Source organism: Alistipes sp. An66 (assembly GCF_002161445.1).
GTDB classification, from domain to species: Bacteria; Bacteroidota; Bacteroidia; order Bacteroidales; family Rikenellaceae; genus Alistipes; species Alistipes cottocaccae.
In genome coordinates, this window is record NZ_NFHT01000005.1 from 73,527 (window position 1) to 92,304 (window position 18,778).

The following is an 18,778-nucleotide window of genomic DNA, read 5'->3' on the forward strand; positions in this document are numbered from 1 at the left end:
TCTCCCAAGTCGCACACTTCTCCAATGTCTCGATTCCGCGCCAGATTGCTGCGTTGGAACAGCATACCCGCGAGCTGAAAGCGTTGAGCATCGAGATTCGTGATCTTACCAAACAGGCCGAAGGATGGTTGCGAATATAAGGACGGGAGCGACTGTCGGCGGCGCTATCCGCTACAACGAGGAGAAGGTCAACCGGGGGCAGGCCGGGGCCGTCCATCCATCCGCTGGATGCGGTTTTGGGATTAGCCAATGTACAAACCTGCGAGGAGCAACAACAGCAGATTCGGAAAGGAAGAAAAGGTCCATGAATCGGCACTGATCCAACCTCATTTTATACTACACAGGCACAATGAACACCGTCACTGCCGCCCGGTCCAGCAAGATAGCCACCCCATGCAAAGATGCCAAGAGAACTGCTCTTGTCCTCGTTTGCACAGGGCGCCTTGTCTCTTTTGCTGTCCGGGCGTTCCGAAAATTCCTCAAATGTTCCGACGGGTTACAACGCCATATTTTCAGCAACGACCTCCATGTCACGCATGATTGACGAGTCGAGGACCTTCGCATAGCGGCGCGTCATGTTGACATTGGCATGGCCGAGCATCTTGGCGACGTTGTCGATCGTCGCGCCGCTGGCCAGCGTCAGGGTTGCGAACGTATGGCGCGCACAATGAGTCGACAGATTCTTGCGGATGCCGCAGATGTCGGCCAGTTCCTTCAAGTAGGAGTTCATCTTCTGGTTGCTGCATACGGGAAGCAGCACGCCGTGCGTCTGGCAGTAGGGGTGATCCCTGTAACGGTCGATAATTTTTTGCGCCTCGTCAAGCAGCGGAATGTTGCACATGTTCTTGGTCTTCTGCCGCGCCTTGCGAATCCAGATCTTGCCGTGGATGTCCACCACGAGATGCTCCGCCTTGAGCTGTTGCACGTCCGTAAAGGCCAGCCCCGTCAGACAACAGAAACAGAAGATGTCGCGGACCTGCGCCAGTCGGGGAATAGAGATCTCCTTGTGAAGCATCGACAAAAACTCCTGTTTCTCCAAAAAAGGTCGGTCGACCGGCTCCATGTGGATATGTTTGCCGTGAAACGGGTCCTTCGGAACCCATCCGTTGCTTTGCGCGATGCGGATGATCTTCTTGAAGTTTTTCAGATTCTTCATCACCGTATTGTGAACGCATCGTCTCTCGGTCTTCATGTAGAACTCATAATCCTCGACCAAATGGACCGGCAATTCGTCCAGATAGAGATCCTCGGAGCCATACTCCTTTAGCAGAAACTCCCCCGTGATGCGCATCAGACTCTCGTAACGCTGTACGGTCGATGCGGTGAAGTCGATTCCGATCAAAGCCCGGCACCGTTTGTTGTGTTCCCGAAAGACCTCCATCAGGGTATGGCGTTCGGGAAGGTCCTTGCCCAGGTAGCGATCCATAATCCCCGTAGCCGTAATCTCTTTCCCTTCTGCCTCCAGCGTGCGTCGCGTTTGCGCAATATTGAACGAGATGGCCTCCAGCAGCCGGTTGATCTCACGGCCCTCCCGGTTGTTTTCCACAGCCTTGCCACGGGCTTGATTCCAATACCGGGGCAAGATGCGGGCCCGGGCACAAACTTCGGCACGTTGGCCGTTGACTGTGAGGCGTACATAAATCGGCGCTTTCCCTTCCTTGTCGATTCGGGTCTTGCGCAGGTAGTAAATCAGCGTGCAGGTTGTCCTTTCCATAACATCGTATTTACAGGTTGCAAAATTACTTTCAAGAGCCTTTTGCGTCAAGATGAAATACAATGCAAATCAATGAGTTAAACGCTTATTCGGTGGACGGTTCGGCTCTCGGAAAAAGTCCACCGATTTGGACACCCGCTGCCGGTTGTTTTTTGCTTTCTCATGCAGATAATCCAAAAACAAAAAACCTCGTAAACTCATCGTTTACAAGGCTTTTGCTTCATTCGGACCTTCTCTTCCGGTTTTGCCCGGCTTCTCTTATCGGTCCCTGGCGGTGCGTAGGGGACTTGTACTTATAATTTTGCAAGATGCTATACAGCTGTATTTGTCTGTTAATTAGTAGCATATTGCATATCTGAAGAAAAGTGGATAATCGCAGAATATTACTTGAAGACTTAAAATTTGGGTGTGAATTTGGGTGTAAATTCTGGGTGCATCCATTTATATGATCAACCTTGTACTAGAGAACCGAAAAAGGGAAAAAGTTCATTGCGGAAACGCATTTAATAGCCCTAAAAGAGGATTCTGATATGCGTTTAATGAATAATAGAATAGCCCAAGAAATCATTATATGCGATTTGCCTTATTCAGTTATTTTTGTTCATCAATTGATCGAAAGTCGATCTATTGTTAAACAAAACCATTACTAATTATGAATATTCAGGAATTGTTAGCAAAGCCATTATGGCAAATGACAGGAGAAGAATTTTTGTTTCTTCAACAGTACGGGAACCCTGTGGAACCACAAGTTAAGACCGTGACTGTCGCAACAAAGCGATATGTATATGGACTTCGAGGTATCGCAGAGTTGTTTGGATGCAGTTTACCTACAGCGAACCGAATTAAACAAAGTGGCAGGATTGACAAAGCTGTAACCCAAATTGGACGAAAGATTATTGTAGATGCAGACCTTGCTCTTGAATTGGCGGGACGCAAAATTGGCGGAAGACGGAACAATTCCAGGTAAACGGTAAAGCATCTGATATCACCAAATAAGGCAAATTTATAAGAAATAAATTTGCCTTATTTGCTGTTTATTATTTTTCACCTTTTTTAATAATTTCACTCCAGTCATCCGGAACAATGTTTTCTTTTAGATGTACAAGGAGTTGAACAAGTCCCTCATCAAGACGCTCCACTCGGAGTTGGCCAGGGTGTGATCGCGGCCGGTATGACAATGATCTGAAGTAGCGCTACGTACTGATGAAGGGCAAGGTATCGCCGAGGTGGCTGTCGGAGTTGGAGGAACTGTTAGAATTCGAACGGAACCAGCGGCGCATTGACTCGACGCAAAGGAATGTCGAGGCGTATGACGTCTGACACGCAAAAGATCGACTCTCGACGAACAAGCACGCCAGAACGCCCAAGAGGTGAAGCGACTCAAACATGACGCCGCAAAGATAAGCCGCCGGACGGACAACGCAAGGTCAGGACAAATTACCACAGGTAAACCCTCACGCAAAGGCCCTCCGGCAACTGCGGCTAGTCGCGCCCAAAGGGGAAGGGCAGCATGGAATGAAAACTGTATCATCACACCTCTTCGACCGGGGCAATCACCTCTATATGATCCGTTATCTCAATCCCGGCACTTGCACATGTCTCCGGGTCGGTTACATCCAATGACAGATTCAGGGAGATAAAACAGATATAGTCGCGATTGTCATGTCGGATATGGGAGATGGTCGACTGCATGAGATCTTCTTCCAGCAGCAAGCCTTCGCGTGGTATTTTATACCAGGAGAGAATCTTCCGTCCGTCCGATTCCGTGAGTTGGCTCGAACGCTCGACATAGACATGTTGGAATGATACGACCCGTTCGACCGACAGATATTCGTAATGGCCCGTCACGCATACAATGTTCCAATGCTCCCTGGCCGCCAATTCAACGACAGGATCCTCCGTGCGAATCATCCGAGTCGGGAAATTATCATAACGGTTTGTCGCGAATATCCATTCGATTGACATGGGGTGCTGCCAATCGTCAATCCTGCAAATACCCTGCATATAGGATTGTTCCGGGATGGGAATTCCCTTACAGATATGCTCTACTTCGGATTGGCGCAGCAGACGGAAGAAGATATCCTCCTCTTCCCGAAATAAGATCAATTCATAACGGGCTTCCGTGATCCGTTCGGCAGCCCGGTCATATTCTCTTCGGGTTACAATGAAGTCATTACCCAGGGTTTCAAACGTCCAATATACGGTTTTCGTGCCGCAATGGCCATATTCACCCCATAAGCCCTGTGTCAGATCGGGCTGTATCTTGTATTGGGCGTAATAACTGTTGGCCTGTAACAAGCGTGAAGGGATCAGATTGTTTTCCAGATTGGCGATAATCTCCTCCGTGAAGTGAATAAGCTCCAGACGCGTGTACAGTTCGCCCTTCCGGATGCGTCGTACCGAGTCCTGGTACATCTCCGTCAGATAGGGCGTAAATCCAAAGACCCGACTCCCTTCATAGAGAGGCTGGAAATAGTCGCGCAGTTGGATGAGGTGTCCCAGATGCATGTTCGGGTCAACGTCGCCGCTCTTGGCCTGAAACGAAGGAATAACGTTCAGAACCAGCAGGGTAAAAAGCGCCGTGTCCACATCGGGAAAAGATTCTGCTGCGGCGCGATAGGGTTTTGCGGCTTCGGAAGCAGCAAAGCGTTCATCGAGCAGACATCGCAACACCTCGCGGTAGAACTCGGGTTGGGCATTGCGCGTCTTGGCAATCTTTTCAAAGCTGCGCGATGCAGTACAGTAACGGTTCATCAAGTCCTCAAGATCCGCATGTGTGCGCTCGTGGACCTCCCGGCAAAACTCGCTGTATATGCAGCGGGCAATGAACGGCGCCTTTTTGCTGAAACTGTTGTTGCGGAGTTGTATGCCGGTGTGAACCGACAATTCCCCCGTCGTATTGCGTAGCAGACGCAGGCGATGGATTGCATTGAGCCGGTCGGCACAGGACATGGTACGGTAGTCGTTATTATATGTGGACATCGGAGCCTGTTTTTCTCGAAACAAAGGTAGCCAATTCTCGGAATCCACGGAAAAATCCGGAATGAATCTTTGTTTCGTTCCCGCATTATTTGCCTGTATTCAGTCGTATTTTACGGGATGCGGAGTTTGTCGGTATTCCGGCTGAAATCCGGTCGTATGGCAGTACGGAGAGGAGCTTTCCGTACTATACTTTTGCCTTCGAAGAAGCGAGCGAAAGTCATGAAAAATTTGACAAGCAGTTGATTTATCCCACCGCACCCTGCGGATTGTGCGAAAATTTCTATTACCTTTGTAGAGCAAGCCTGTGATGGGCCTGCGACATGATAATAGATGCGTGAATCTTAGGATTCCTTGAACAACGAAACCGCCAATTTTGTTTGGTCATTCTGACAGAAGGCCAGCCTCAAGGGAAAATAAGCACGGTCTGTGCACATATCCGTATGGGTGCGGACTGCTTGTATTTCCATTTTGAGGGAAGGCGCTTGGCGGTGCCTGTTGTTCGAGTGGGAACAAGTAGGACCGCACTTTTTTAGCACATTTAATTAAACAGCTATCAGCCAATACAGCTAATGACGTATACGACTACTAACTTAAATAACTTTCAAAATAATAAGTTTTATGACCAATGACGACATTTTAAAAGAATGGCTCTTTTATAGTTTAATAGAGGGTAGAACTGGTGTTCTCGATTATTTATTTGGGGGAGGCTATTTATCTGATATAGGGAGACGTTTGTTTGATTTTCACCCTCATATATATGAATACCCTAAAATTTCTCTTGACAAACAGAATCAAGCAAGGAAATTCTATAATCTTAATGAAAATGAGGTTATTTATTATGTGGCATACCGAGATGTTAGACTTGAATGCAAAAAATTGAAGTATGTATACTTCGTAATTAGTACACATTATATTTGTTTTAGTACAAATGATGGTCGTCATTTAAGAGTGCGATGGGAAGACATTGATATAGTATGGTCAGGAAGGATACAATTAGTTGATGGAAATACTTTTTGGATCCCATTAGCAACAATAGCGCGCTATGATGATGATCACGATATATCTAATAGTTTTATAGAGAATTTAAACGAGCTTGTTGAGGTAATTAAAGAGAATTCGGACGAGCAGAAGATGCAATATCTTCAAACAATACGAGATATTAAAAGCATCGAACAAATGCAGTCAGTCTATAAACAATATGAGAAGATACTCTCCAATCTCCCCAACGAAGAAATAAAAGAACTCTATCTTGAAGCAATAATAAAAAGGTGCTTCGATTTTTACGAAACAGAAAAAAATACTTCCGGCCATAATTCTTCAACATCAAAGGAACTCGGCGAATACGCAATGAATATGTGCGAAACGTATTTGCAACGATATTCGGAAGGGGCGCATATTGCAGAGATTTATTTTCTCAAAGGCATGTTGCTCGGAGAGAAGTCCGACGTATACGATAAATACGAAAGTCTTCGCTGTATACGCGCCAGCATGAATCATACGGAGAAGAGTAAAATCGATCATAGATTACGCAATGAGCTGAAAAATAAAGCATTGTCTTTTGCCGATAGCTTTCTTTCGATGCCTTCGAAAAAACGCCAGTTCCTTGTGATTGACGATTCATTGTCTTATTTGGAGTCCAATGCAATAATCGTATTACCTCAAGAGCTGCCGGAGACCATTCATTTCCCGATGGGACATCCTCAGGAACATGTTCTATACATCAAGCATCCATTTATAGATGATTACTATATTCCCTATGAGACGAGTGAATTCGAATTGTTCAAGGACAAGATGGACGAATTGCGTCGGGTATTGCAGGCAATGGGAGCTACGCGCATAACCATTTCGGACACCAAAAATCTTGAGAACTCTACAAACCGAAAGTCTCATACAAATATAGACACCAACATTAATGCAAAAATCAACTCGTTGAAAGGGAATGCCGACTTGACACGAGATGAGTCAAGCTACGAATCTCTGCTGAACGAGTATGGTACGGAGTCTACCTATGGGCCGACAAAAAAACCTTATATTCCTGATGGCTTGGTGTGGTATCCAAATGAGTCGAGTTGGCAACGACTTTTTGATGAACGCAAAGATGGACTTTTGCACCATAAACTTAGAATCTCAAGCAAGAGTTCATCTTCACTAACAAAGATACAGGAGCAAAAACTCAAGGCCGACTTTAAGGCATTGATTCTTCATATCGACGCATCGTTGGAGCATGAAGCCACAGAAACTTTTGAACAAAATGCTTCCGCTACCTGGGAACTGGAAATCGACTTTGCACCTTTGGAACAATTGATCGACGATTCGGGCAACGAGGAAAAACCGAGTGTGACAACGATACCGGAAAACACACCTTCAAACAACAACTGCGAAACAGCCGATGAAGCAGCATATCTGGAAGAGGTAAGATTCTGTCTGGAGGACGATGGACAAATCGATGAAAAGGAGCGTCGCATGTTGGAGCGCATCCGAATCAAATACAACATCGATAAGTCTCGGGCCGAAGAGTTGGAAAAAAACTTGATACAAGGAACGGCAAAAATAGGAAGTGGAGAACAATTGTCAAGAGTATCTGGCAGACAAAAACTGACAAAAAAAGCTAATGCTTTATTGGAAAATGTCGCTAACCAATTGGAGAAACACATAAAAAAGCAGAAGAGTAAAAACAAATAATAATTAAAGATGAATAATCAAGTAGGAGAAAAATCGACTGGAAGCGGATGGGCATGGGCATGGATGGTACTGGCGATATTGTACAGTTTATCCCCCATCGATATAGCGCCCGATGTTTTACCAATTGCCGGTTGGGCCGACGACATATTGGTGCTGGGAACCTCGGCTTTGAATCTATTGCAGACTTATACGCAGAATCCAATGCGACTTTGTCTGCCATACTGAAGGTACTGAAATATATCCTTCTTTTCGGAGGGATAGTAATAGTGATGATTCTGGTGCTCATCGCTTTATTGGTTTACAAGGTAGTTGCGTAATAACTATAAATCCACAAAACTATGGAAAATGAATTGTTACCTAAAGAGGTAAATTCAGAAAATGTAATCAAAACTGTAGGGAACGAAGCATTAAAAAAACTAACCGGTGTCGGCGAAAAATTAGGCGATAATATATGTAAAGCTATCGACTGGTTGGTAGATAGTATGATTCCCAATAAAAATTCCAGGCCATGAATGACATTGTAAAAGGTGTGATGAAGGTTGCAACTGCAATCATTCTTATTATTGCCGGTAAGAAGACCCTGGATTCTGCAAAAAAAGACTTCAATAATGCAAAAACAAATCAGTCGAATAATTAACTTAAATAATTGAGCTATGGCACTGTTCAAAGTTACGGTAAAGCGAAGCGCCAATGTAGGCGGCATTCGCTTGGAAAAAGGAATGAGCGTCGAGATCCCGACGACGGGGTACAACCCGCTGACCTCGAATGGCGGCAATGATGTCGCCGCGGCATTTATGCGTATTTATGGACTCGATCTGAAACGGGCCGGAGCCTGTCATATGGGTTATCTCGATGTGACAAGGATCGGGTAGGATGCAACTTCGGAGCCGCCTTGGGCTACCCCACCAGCCGTACCCGGGGCGTTTCTTTAATATCTGCATGATGGAAAACCAATTCGAATTGTTGAAACAACGTGCCGAACAGGGTGATGCAGCCGCCCAATGGGATTTGGCGCTGTACTATTGCGAGCATCCCGACGAGGGGAGACCCTACGACTGGATTGATTGGGCTCGTAAGGCGGCAGAGCAGGGGCTTTCCGAAGCAGAAGTTTGTGTGGGCAATTTTTGCGAGGAACATCTCGATGAACCGCAGGCTGTGATATGGTACAAACGCGCTGCGGAGCATGGGTATACGCTGGGAGACTATTATCTCGGGCTCTGTTACAAAGAGGGGCGAGGCGGGTTGCCTCTCGATTTGAAGCAGGCCGAGCGGTGTTTTCTCCGTGCGAGCAATTATGTCGAAGCAGCGTATGAATACTACGAATGCTATCGGATACGAACAGGCAATGATGATGAGACCGAAGAGGAATCGGAGCAGGCAATTCGCCTATTGGCGCAAAGTGCCAATGGCGGCTATGCGCCGGCACAATATACATTGGGAAGGCTATATGAATCGTTCAATGACTATGAAGAGGCCCGGACCTACCTGGAAGCTGCTGCCAAACAGGGGTATGCTGCAGCGGTTGAATATCTGTGTGCTGTATATGCACAACAATGCATGGATGCCGGCGATTTCAAAACAGCGCTCAAGTATTTGAAAAAGGGAATTAAAAAAGATGTAATAGGAATTTGTACCTATATGTGCGGCGATTTTTGGGAACATAATTACGGGGACCTGTTGCCATGGGATGACAATCGCCCTAACCGCTCGCCTCGAATCGCTATCGCAACACGCTGGTATTCATGCAGCTGCATCCGCGGATATGAACCGGCCCTGCAACAAGTGAAACGGTGCTTTTTGATTGAAAACCAGGTTGAGCCGACAACAGAGCATATTGCGGCAGTCGGAAGTTCGCTTAAAAATGGAAGCCTGCTCCTAATATACAAAAGTATCAGAACGATATACTACGACGGGCACCCCGACTGGTAAATAACCCGCCGAACTACTGACACCCTGCCTGTAGGGATAACAAAAATTTAAACCGTTCCTTGAAAATCCGATCCGACACTTTGCAACCTGTCTGCTGTATCCGGCAGACTTCGTTCCGACTTTGGTCGGAACGCCGCCAAAGTCTGTTTTTGCGGCTGTGCCCATGCACGCCCTCGGTCGTCATGCACTACGGACATCATCTCCGGCTTTGCCGTCCATGATGCAAAGTGCACTCCTTCCCTCGTGCGCACCTGGCCGCAGCCTTTACCTCTGACACACACGAAAGGCGGATCGGATTTTTCAAGGGACTTTTTATCATTCACCATGGCTCGCCTACGAGTATCAGCCGAAGAGTGGCCGAAAATAAATGATCTGCCCGATTTTTTCGAGATCCTGCACACTTGCGGTTATTTAAATGATTGCTGGGCCATGACCGATCGACCGGAACGGACCGTCCGACACTTTCTGCCCGCACGTGTCCGTGCAGCTTCCTATGTGGAGTTCACCATCCCCAAGAAGACCGGCGGCACCCGGTTGATCTGCGCGCCAGTCCAACCGCTGAAAGCAGTACAACGGGCTCTTGGGACGATGTTGCAGACACTCTTCCAGCCCTCGGATGCAGCCATGGGATTCGTGACGGACCGAAGCGTCGCGACCAATGCCCGCTGTCACTTGCACCAGAACTGTGTACTCAACCTCGATCTGGAAAACTTCTTCCCGAGCATCACGAAAGCAAGGGTTCGCCGCGCACTGGAGCGGGAACTCGCCGACCGGATTCCTTCGTCCGAGGTTCGCAGCCTGATTTGCAGTCTCTGCACCATACCGAACCAGTCCGGGATCGAGGTGCTGCCGCAGGGAGCTCCGACCTCTCCGGTATTGTCGAATATCGTCTTGAAGGGTTTGGACCGACGGTTGGCGGCATTTGCAGGGGCACACGGATACAATTATACGCGCTATGCCGATGACATTACCTTCAGCCACGACCGTCCCATACGCCGTTTCTCCCCGTTCTTTATGGAGCGGGTTCGCACGATCATCGAAGAGTACGGCCTGAAGATCAACGACCGCAAGACGAAAGTAAGCGTCAAGGGCGAACGATTGGAGGTCACTGGACTGACTGTCGGCGAAAAAGTAAACGTCCCGAAGAACTACATCAAGCGGTTACGCACGCTGCTTCACTTGTGGGAGCACTACGGGTACGAACAGGCCCGGTTAATTTACAGTCGCGACTTCAGCCAGGGAACCGGCAAAAGTCTGAAAACGGTCATCTACGGTAAAATCAACTACCTCGCCATGGTCAAGGGGCGGGAGGATCCGACTGTCGTCGGTTATCGCAACCGATTCAGACGGCTGGTTCGGATAGCGAAAGCCGAAGAACGAACAAGCATTTCATAAGAGTTCTCCATGATCCGTTACATTCAAGATGAAGCCCACTATGCCGAAGTGGTCGAACGCATCCGCAGTGTCCGACAATGCCTCTGGATAGGTACGGCCGACATCAAAGACCTATATGTGAAAGAAGGTTTGACATCGGTTCCTCTACTGAAAGTATTGGAAAGTCAGATTCGCCAGAGAGTCGAGGTGCGCTTGCTTCATGCCAAAGAGCCCGGTCGGAATTTTGCCGACGATTTCGACAAATACCCGCTGCTGTGGAGCCGATTGGAGCGGAAGCTGTGTCCGCGCGTCCATTTCAAGATATTGATCTTTGACTGTGAAGTGGCTTATATCGGTTCGGCCAATCTGACCGGAGCCGGACTTGGCATGAAAGGCTCGACAACCCGTAATTTCGAAGCGGGGATCCTGACCGACGTCCCTGCGCTGGTTGATGCTGCCGCAGACCAGTTTGATGCCGTATGGCACGGCCTCCACTGCAGCAAATGCCGACGAAAAGGTTTTTGCAGCGACAGGATTCGGAACTAACAGGATATTGTCCACATATTAAAGTGCATCATATAATGTATTGATGCCAGGTTGCCTTGATTAGAAAAGGGCCAGCGCCTTTGTGATTTGGAAATGGAGGATGATACGAGATAAAGATCGTGTACACCTTGGGGCAGAATTCCAAGGTGTAAATCTCCCAAACTATTGGCATTGACAGATGGTGCGCAATATCTGCCTCATGTCTACGATCCTGTCAAGCAACAGTTTTGTCTTTATTATGGTTCTGTATGAGAATGAACCTTTGACAAGATGATTGCTGACACCATTGTCCAGAGAGCCTCGGAGTGGTTGCCGACATAACCCCGTTTTACATGTACGGCGCCTATCACACTTCTCCGCAGGAAGAACCGTTTATGGGGTTCACACCGGGTTGCCGGGGGCTTGAGATTGCCGAGTGGCTGACCCGACATGCCGAGCCGGATGCATCTTATGTCATTTTGGATGATGAGGAGGATTTCCTGCAGCGGCAGGCATCCCGGCTGGTCCGAATAAATCCGGAAACAGGCCTAACGCCGGTAGATGCCCGAAAAGCGATGGTCGTATTAAAATAGCTCAAAATGATTTCCTCTGATATGAACTTTCCGCACTACCACCTAAATAAAGATCGATCGCTATTTTATCCAATTTGTTCAGAGAGCAAAATAGCGATCGATTGTTGTGTCTGAATTTTGATTGTAAACTTGAGAAAATAAATTAAAGTTTCACGATTTAAGACATAAAAATTGGGTGTAAATCTCGTAACTACTTGATTTACACCTAATTTTAGCGGTGCGTAGGGGACTCGAACCCCTGACCCCGTGCGTGACAGGCACGTATTCTAACCAGCTGAACTAACGCACCGTTTTCTGGTATTGCGAGTGCAAAGATAGTGCAATTTTTTGAATTGACAAGCGTTTCAGGCTTTTTTGAAGAAAGAAAATTGCACGCTTCCGTAACTTCTTAATTGCCAGAATCCCCTGTAATCCGAAAAATCCATCTTCTTGGAGTGTTCGAAGATCAATAACCCTCCCTGACGCAGCAGATCGCCCTCCATCACTTCCTGAATGACCCGTTCACTGCCTTCCAGATCGTATGGAGCGTCGGAGAAGATCACGTCGAACTGTTTGCTGCAACTCTTCAAATAGAGGAATACGTTCGCCTTGACCGGATAGAAGTTTTCGAATCCCAACGTTCCGGCCGTCTGCCGGATGAAGTGATAGTGCACGGGGTTGATCTCCACGGCGGTCACGCTGCGTGCGCCGCGCGAGGCGAATTCGTAGCTGATCGATCCGGTCCCGGCGAAGAGATCCAGCACGTCGCACTCTTCGAAATCGATCAGATTGGACAATACGTTGAACAGATTCTCCTTGGCGAAGTCCGTGGTAGGTCTTGCCCGCAGGTTGCGGGGCGGATTGATGGTCCGGCCCTTGTATTTTCCGCTGATTATTCGCATATTGCCCGGGCAAAGATTTTACCGATCCGTTTCCGGAGTTTCCCGGCCTCCTCTCCGGCCGCACGGAGTTCGAACTCCGCCAGCGGGAAAGTCCCATTGAGCCGCTCCACGAAGTAGCGCAGATCGTCATCGGTTTCCGCCTCGATTGCCTCGGCGAGGAGCAGCACTCCTTCCCGATATATCTTTATATAGAGCACTTTTCCCCACCGGGCCATCCAGACGCACTTCCCGCTCTCTGCGGGGCGGTGGAGCAGGGGAGAGGTGAATCGGATATTTGCGGGGTATTTTGCTTCGATCTGTTGCAGCACCTCACCCGCTACGGGCATGACGGCCACGGCACCTTCCCGGACTTCGGAGCATACGATCCGCTCGTCGGCCGTTGCGGGCGTTCCGTTTGCGGCGAGCAGTTCCCGGCCGGTCTGGGGGTCGAACAGGGATTCCGGGACCAGCATCGTCCGGGGACTGATCAGTTCCACCCATACGCCATCCTCGCCCCCGGCCCGCTCGGGAAGCGGGGAGGGTGAAAAAGAGTGTCCATCCAACGACAGCTGAATGGACACCTTGTTTTGGGCCTGGATCGGCTTATTCCCAGTTTCCGGCTTCATTGTTACCGCCGTCCATGGAACCGAATTTCAGACCGGCATAACGGTTGAAATTGTTCTCCTCGTCGTCGATGAGGTTGATGACCTCCTGCCGGTATGCGACCGTATCGAGGAACATCTTGTAGGGAGCGCGGCACTCCACGACGGGGATCACGACCTTGGATTCGGTGGTGAGGATACCGGCCTCCATGATGAACTGTGCCTTGTTGTCGGTTCCGGGGATGTATCGGAATGCCTCGACCTCTTCACGCGAGAGTTTCTTGGGCGCGAAGATGGTGTCGATCACGGCGATCTTGAACTTTTCGACGTTCTTGCGACCGGACTTTTTCAGCATGGCCATAGCGACGGAGTCATCCTCGTCGACGATCTTGCGTTCGAGTTCGAGGGTATCGTTCAGGACGAACGCCTCGAGGGTGTCGAAACTGGCGGTAAAGCGCTGATATTTGGTTTTGAAAGCCCGTTGAGCGGTGCGGATGTCTTTGAGTCGTTCAATGACCTGTGCTTTTTTGTCTTTGGTTTCCTGTTCGAACCGAATCGGAGTAGCGATCTGGTCGTAGATGACGTAAACCAGTCCGATGATGGCAACGGCAAGGATGATTTGAAAGAGTTTTTTCATTTTAAAAAAGATATTTGTTATTAATTTTGCACCGTAACTCATCGACACATGTTCAGCACACATATCGCGACCCAAATTTACGGTAAAATTTGTTTCGAAACAACCCCCGGGCAAAAAAAAATCATAGAAAAGTTGTCCGAATACCTTTCGGGGGATGATTTTTCGCGTATTTTCGTGTTGAACGGCTATGCGGGGACAGGGAAAACGACGTTGATAGCGGCGGTGGTCGGCGCGTTGAAGGAGGAGGGTATCAAGCCTGTGCTGCTGGCCCCGACGGGGCGTGCGGCGAAGGTGCTTGCACGGTATGCGGGGGAGAAGGCGCTGACGATCCACAAGCGGATCTACCGGGAGCGGACGAATGCGGATTACGAATCGAAATTCACGCTCAACCCGAATCCGGAACGGGGTGCGGTCTTCATCGTGGACGAGGCGTCGATGCTCTCGGACACGACGTCGGGCGGAGCGGTTTTCGGCAGCGGGTCCCTGCTTTCGGATCTGGTGGACTACGTGCGTTCGGGTCGGGGATGCCGGCTGATTCTGGTCGGCGACAGTGCGCAGTTGCCGCCCGTGGGGAGCGATTTCAGCCCGGCGCTGGACCCGTCGACGCTGTCGGCCTACGGTGATGTCGAGTACGCGACGCTGGACGAGGTGGTGCGCCAGGAGTCGGAATCGGGGATCCTGTTCAATGCGACGCTCGTTCGGTGCATGCTGGAAAACGGTCTGTGCGAGATTCCGCACTTCGACCTGAACTACCCGGATATCGAGGCGCTCGAAGGCGGGGAATTTCTGGAAAAGTTGCAGGATTGCTACGACCGTTACGGACGGGACGAGACGATCGTCATCACGCGCTCGAACCGCCGAGCGAACCGTTATAATGAAGGTATCCGCCGGAACGTGCTCTACGCCGAGGAGGAGATCGAGAGCCGGGACATGCTGATGATCGTCAAGAACAACTACTATTTTCCGGAACATACGGAGAACTGCCCGATGAACTTCATTGCGAACGGCGACATTGCGCGGCTGAAACGGATCCGTCGTTTCGAGGAGTTCTACGGTTTCCGGTTTGCGGATGCGGTGGTCGAGTTCCCGGATTACGAGGATACGGAGATCGAGTGCAAGCTGCTGCTCGATACGCTCACGTCGGAGTCTCCGTCGCTGACGCGTGAGGAGTCCACGCGACTGTTCTACGAGGTGGAGAAGGACTACACGGAGATCCGGAGCAAGTTGAAACGGTTCCGGGAAATACGTGAGAATCCGCACTTTAACGCCCTTCAAATCAAGTTCTCCTACGCCGTGACGTGCCATAAGGCACAGGGCGGCCAGTGGCGTGCGGTCTTTGTGGACCGTTGCCTGTTCGGCGAGGAGCCGATGACGCGGGACCTGCTGCGCTGGCTCTATACGGCGCTGACGCGGGCGACGGAGCGGCTCTACCTGGTCAATTTCGACAAAACCTTTTATGAATAGCGAACAACATCCCTTGCGGCCCTTTCTGCCGCCCACGGCGCGCCTTCTGATGCTGGGGAGTTTTCCTCCGCAGCGGAAACGGTGGTCGATGGAGTTTTTCTACCCGAATCTCCAAAACGACATGTGGCGGATCGTGGGCTGCCTGGCGACGGGCGACCCGCGGCACTTTCTGACTGCGGACGGACGGCGTTTCGACCAGGTGCGGATCGAGGCCTATTGCCGGACGCAAGGGATCGCACTCTACGACACATCGGAAGAGATCATCCGACTGAACGATAATGCATCTGACGCGTCACTTCAAGTAGTCCGCGAGGTGGATCTCGGGACGCTCCTGGCCCAAATTCCGGATTGCCGGACGATCGCCGCCACGGGCGGGAAGGCGGCCGAAACACTGTGCCGGATTCTGGGATGCGAACCTCCGGCGGTCGGGGCGTGGTGCGAGACCGGGTTCGGGGGCCGGATGTTGAAGATCTGGCGCATGCCCTCGACGTCGCGGGCCTTCCCGCGCCCGGTGGAGTGGAAGGCGGCGTTCTACCGGCGTCTCTTCACCTCTGTCGGCATCTTTTGATCCCGGGATCCGCAAGGGCGTTCGGAGCGAAAAAAATTCGCCCCGGGGCTTTGCACGGCATCCGAAAAAGCCCTATCTTTGTAGAAGAAACAGACACTCCTTTGCTTTGGCCACAGATAAGAAAACAGATAAGAATATCGACCGGAAATACGTCGAGACGCCTTTGATGAAGCAGTATTATTCGATCAAGGCGGTGCATCCCGACGCCATTCTGCTCTTCCGCGTGGGAGACTTCTACGAGACGTTCGGCGAGGACGCGATCAAGGCAAGCGGCATCCTGGGCATCACGCTCACCCGCCGGGCCAACGGCGCAGCCTCCTACGTCGAACTGGCGGGATTCCCTTACCATGCCATCGACACCTACCTTCCGAAACTGGTCCGCGCAGGCGAGCGGGTTGCGATCTGCGAGCAGCTCGAAGACCCGAAACTGGTGAAGGGGCTCGTCAAGCGGGGCGTCATCGAACTGGTTACGCCGGGTATCGTGTTGGGAGACAACATTCTGGCCAACAAGGAGAACAACTTCATCGCCGCGATCTACTTCGGCCGCCAGACGACGGGCGTGTCGTTTCTGGATATCTCGACGGGCGAGTTCTACGTGGCCGAGGGCACGGACGCCTACGTGGACAAGCTACTGTCGAACCTTCAACCGAAAGAGGTTGTCTATCAGCGCGGTTACGAGGATCGTTTCACGGGATCCTTCGGGTCGCGGCTCTATACCTACCGACTCGACGAGTGGGTTTTCTCGGAGGAAGTCAACCGCGAGAAACTGTGCAAACAGTTCGGCACGACGTCGCTCAAAGGCTTCGGCGTCGACCACTTCACGAGCGGCATCTCGGCTGCGGGGGCGATTCTCTACTATCTGGAATTCACCGAACACCGCGATACGGGCCACATCGCGTCGATTTCGCGCATCGACCAGGAGGACTACGTGTGGGTCGACAAGTTCACGATCCGCAATCTGGAACTCTTCTCCTCGAACGGGGCGCGCGAGAAGTGCAGTTTCGCGGACGTCATCGACCGCACGCTGACGCCGATGGGCGGCCGTCTCTTGAAGCGCTGGATCGCCATGCCGATCAAGGACCCGGCCCGGATCAACGAACGTCTGGACGTGGTGGAGCGCTTCACGAAGGATGCGGATCTGTCGGAGGTGATCCGCGAGCAGGTGTCGCTGGTGGGGGATCTGGAACGGATTGCGGGACGGATCGCCGCGCAGCGCGTCACGCCGCGGGAGCTGGTCCAGTTGAAGAATTCGCTCGCGGCGATCGAGACCCTGAAAGCCGCGCTGGACTCCACGGACGACGCCCGCCTGCACACCCTGTCGGAAGGGATCGACGTGCTGGCGGATGTCCGGGAGCGCATTGCGCGGGAGATCTACCCCGACCCGCAGAACAACCAGATCCAGAAGGGCGGCGTGATTGCCGACGGTGTGGATCCGGAACTGGACGACCTGCGCCGCATCGCGCTGCACGGCAAGGACTACCTGGCGCGGATCCAGCAGCGGGAGAGCGAGGCGACGGGCATTCCGTCGTTGAAGATCAGCTACAACAACGTCTTCGGCTACTATATCGAGGTGCGCAACGCACACAAGGACAAGGTCCCGGAGACCTGGATCCGGAAGCAGACGCTGACCAACGCCGAGCGTTACATCACCGAGGAGTTGAAGGAGTACGAGGAGAAGATTCTCGGCGCGGAGGAGAAGATGCTCATCCTGGAACAGCGGATTTATGCCGACATCCTGGCCTTCATCTGCGGGTCGCTGACGCCGATGCTGCGGGATGCCGCGGTGGTGGCGCGCATCGACTGCCTGCAATCGTTCGCGCGGCTGGCCGTCGAGCGGCGCTACGTGCGTCCGGTACTCGACGAGGGGAAGCGGATCGAGATCAAACAGGGGCGCCACCCGGTGATCGAGACGCTGATGCCCGTGGGCGAGGAGTACATCCCGAACGACGTGATGCTGGACGACCAGAAGCAGCAGATCATGATGATCACGGGTCCGAACATGTCGGGTAAGTCGGCGCTGCTGCGCCAGACGGCCCTGATCATCCTGATGGCGCAGATGGGCTCGTTCGTTCCGGCCAAGTCGGCGCATATCGGCGTCGTGGACAAGATCTTCACGCGCGTGGGTGCCTCGGACAACATTTCGCAGGGCGAATCGACCTTCATGGTGGAGATGCTGGAATCGGCGAGCATCCTGAACAACATTTCGGACCGGAGCATCGTGCTGCTGGACGAGATCGGCCGCGGGACGAGCACCTACGACGGCATTTCGATCGCGTGGGCGATGGTCGAGTACCTGCACAACCATCCGACGGCGCGTGCCAAGACGCTCTTTGCGACGCACTACCACGAGTTGAACGAGATGGAGCAGATGTGCCCGCGGGTGAAGAACTTCCACGTTTCGGTGAAGGAGATGGGCAACCGGATCGTCTTTCTGCGGAAGCTGGAACGGGGCGGTACGGAGCACTCGTTCGGTATCCACGTGGCGCGGATGGCGGGCATGCCGGCGTCGGTGGTTTCGCGTGCGGACGAGATTCTCCGGAACCTGGAACTGGTCTACGGCAACAACGAGATCGTTCCGAGCCGCAGTTTGAAGGATCGGGGGAAGAAGTCGGCGGCGCAGGCGGTGAAGGAGGCTGCGGAGAGCGGTCTTCCGCAGAGCATGCAGCTGTCAATGTTCCAGCTGGACGACCCGGTTCTGGTGCAGATCCGGGACCAGATCAAGGGGATCGACATCAACGCGCTGACGCCTTTGGAGGCGCTGAACAAGCTGAACGAGATCAAGAAGATCACGGGACTCTGATTCCGCCGGGGGCCGGGACGCTCCGCATGCTGAAAAACAACCCCCATC

At 51.4% G+C, this 18,778-nt stretch carries 18 protein-coding genes and 1 tRNA gene; 13 read left to right on the forward strand and 6 right to left on the reverse strand.

Going from position 1 to position 18,778, the window contains the following annotated elements; all coding sequences use genetic code 11:
• Positions 1 to 496: 496 nt before the first annotated feature.
• On the reverse strand, positions 497 to 1,714 hold the full coding sequence (locus B5G16_RS05200; protein ID WP_087261916.1) for a site-specific integrase: 1,218 nt from the start codon (positions 1,712 to 1,714) through the stop codon (positions 497 to 499).
• 652 nt (positions 1,715 to 2,366) lie between these two features.
• On the opposite strand from B5G16_RS05200, the gene B5G16_RS05205 reads away from it, so the two are divergent.
• Positions 2,367 to 2,681, forward strand: a complete 315-nt coding sequence (locus B5G16_RS05205; protein ID WP_087261918.1) for a DUF3853 family protein — start codon at positions 2,367 to 2,369, stop codon at positions 2,679 to 2,681.
• Positions 2,682 to 3,244: 563 nt separating this feature from the next.
• Here the strand turns inward: B5G16_RS05205 and B5G16_RS05210 are convergent.
• Entirely contained in the window at positions 3,245 to 4,696 is a 1,452-nt protein-coding gene (locus B5G16_RS05210; RefSeq protein ID WP_143260832.1) for a hypothetical protein, read from the reverse strand.
• 618 nt (positions 4,697 to 5,314) lie between these two features.
• Between B5G16_RS05210 and B5G16_RS05220 the strand changes: the two genes are divergently transcribed.
• The 9 genes from B5G16_RS05220 (at position 5,315) to B5G16_RS05250 (ending at position 11,799) form a co-directional block, all read left to right on the forward strand.
• Positions 5,315 to 7,378, forward strand: a complete 2,064-nt coding sequence (locus B5G16_RS05220; RefSeq protein WP_143260833.1) for a hypothetical protein — start codon at positions 5,315 to 5,317, stop codon at positions 7,376 to 7,378.
• A 63-nt stretch (positions 7,379 to 7,441) separates the two neighbouring features.
• A complete protein-coding gene (locus B5G16_RS13010) occupies positions 7,442 to 7,603 on the forward strand; it encodes a YkvA family protein (RefSeq protein WP_442856537.1) in 162 nt (53 codons plus the stop codon).
• A 113-nt stretch (positions 7,604 to 7,716) separates the two neighbouring features.
• The gene (locus tag B5G16_RS12725; RefSeq protein ID WP_162612024.1) at positions 7,717 to 7,890 is read left to right on the forward strand and encodes a hypothetical protein; all 174 of its coding nucleotides are present in this window, start codon (positions 7,717 to 7,719) and stop codon (positions 7,888 to 7,890) included.
• Positions 7,887 to 8,015 (forward strand): hypothetical protein, encoded by a 129-nt coding sequence (locus tag B5G16_RS12950; RefSeq protein WP_262481316.1) that lies wholly within the window; start codon positions 7,887 to 7,889, stop codon positions 8,013 to 8,015. Before B5G16_RS12725 ends, B5G16_RS12950 begins: the two co-directional genes overlap by 4 nt.
• Before the next feature lie 16 nt (positions 8,016 to 8,031).
• Positions 8,032 to 8,250, forward strand: coding sequence for a DUF6140 family protein (locus tag B5G16_RS05230; protein WP_087261928.1), 219 nt, complete (start codon positions 8,032 to 8,034; stop codon positions 8,248 to 8,250).
• 70 nt (positions 8,251 to 8,320) lie between these two features.
• On the forward strand, positions 8,321 to 9,307 hold the full coding sequence (locus B5G16_RS05235) for a tetratricopeptide repeat protein (protein ID WP_162612025.1): 987 nt from the start codon (positions 8,321 to 8,323) through the stop codon (positions 9,305 to 9,307).
• A 429-nt stretch (positions 9,308 to 9,736) separates the two neighbouring features.
• Positions 9,737 to 10,702 carry a reverse transcriptase family protein gene (locus B5G16_RS05240; RefSeq protein WP_239405984.1) on the forward strand — a complete coding sequence of 322 codons (966 nt, stop codon included), beginning with the start codon at positions 9,737 to 9,739 and terminating at the stop codon, positions 10,700 to 10,702.
• Positions 10,703 to 10,711: 9 nt separating this feature from the next.
• Positions 10,712 to 11,227 (forward strand): phospholipase D-like domain-containing protein, encoded by a 516-nt coding sequence (locus B5G16_RS05245; RefSeq protein ID WP_087261934.1) that lies wholly within the window; start codon positions 10,712 to 10,714, stop codon positions 11,225 to 11,227.
• 332 nt (positions 11,228 to 11,559) lie between these two features.
• Entirely contained in the window at positions 11,560 to 11,799 is a 240-nt protein-coding gene (locus B5G16_RS05250; protein ID WP_143260834.1) for an HAD domain-containing protein, read from the forward strand.
• A 215-nt stretch (positions 11,800 to 12,014) separates the two neighbouring features.
• Here B5G16_RS05250 and B5G16_RS05255 read toward each other — a convergent pair.
• The 4 genes from B5G16_RS05255 to B5G16_RS05270 all read right to left on the reverse strand — a co-directional run bounded on the left by B5G16_RS05255 (position 12,015) and on the right by B5G16_RS05270 (position 13,898).
• Positions 12,015 to 12,088, reverse strand: a tRNA-Asp gene (locus tag B5G16_RS05255).
• Positions 12,089 to 12,143: 55 nt separating this feature from the next.
• Positions 12,144 to 12,680 carry an RsmD family RNA methyltransferase gene (locus B5G16_RS05260; protein WP_087261938.1) on the reverse strand — a complete coding sequence of 179 codons (537 nt, stop codon included), beginning with the start codon at positions 12,678 to 12,680 and terminating at the stop codon, positions 12,144 to 12,146.
• Complete coding sequence (locus tag B5G16_RS05265) at positions 12,671 to 13,240, reverse strand: hypothetical protein (RefSeq protein WP_239405980.1); 570 nt, start codon at positions 13,238 to 13,240, stop codon at positions 12,671 to 12,673. Before B5G16_RS05265 ends, B5G16_RS05260 begins: the two co-directional genes overlap by 10 nt.
• A gap of 22 nt (positions 13,241 to 13,262) precedes the next feature.
• Positions 13,263 to 13,898 (reverse strand): hypothetical protein, encoded by a 636-nt coding sequence (locus B5G16_RS05270; protein ID WP_087261940.1) that lies wholly within the window; start codon positions 13,896 to 13,898, stop codon positions 13,263 to 13,265.
• Between the two features lie 48 nt (positions 13,899 to 13,946).
• Between B5G16_RS05270 and B5G16_RS05275 the strand changes: the two genes are divergently transcribed.
• The 3 genes from B5G16_RS05275 to mutS all read left to right on the forward strand — a co-directional run bounded on the left by B5G16_RS05275 (position 13,947) and on the right by mutS (position 18,730).
• Entirely contained in the window at positions 13,947 to 15,362 is a 1,416-nt protein-coding gene (locus B5G16_RS05275; protein ID WP_087261942.1) for an ATP-dependent DNA helicase, read from the forward strand.
• Positions 15,355 to 15,930 (forward strand): uracil-DNA glycosylase family protein, encoded by a 576-nt coding sequence (locus tag B5G16_RS05280; protein WP_087261944.1) that lies wholly within the window; start codon positions 15,355 to 15,357, stop codon positions 15,928 to 15,930. The genes B5G16_RS05275 and B5G16_RS05280 overlap by 8 nt, the downstream gene beginning before the upstream one ends.
• A 136-nt stretch (positions 15,931 to 16,066) precedes the next feature.
• Positions 16,067 to 18,730, forward strand: a complete 2,664-nt coding sequence (mutS, locus tag B5G16_RS05285) for a DNA mismatch repair protein MutS (protein WP_442856538.1) — start codon at positions 16,067 to 16,069, stop codon at positions 18,728 to 18,730.
• The last annotated feature ends 48 nt before the right edge of the window (positions 18,731 to 18,778 follow it).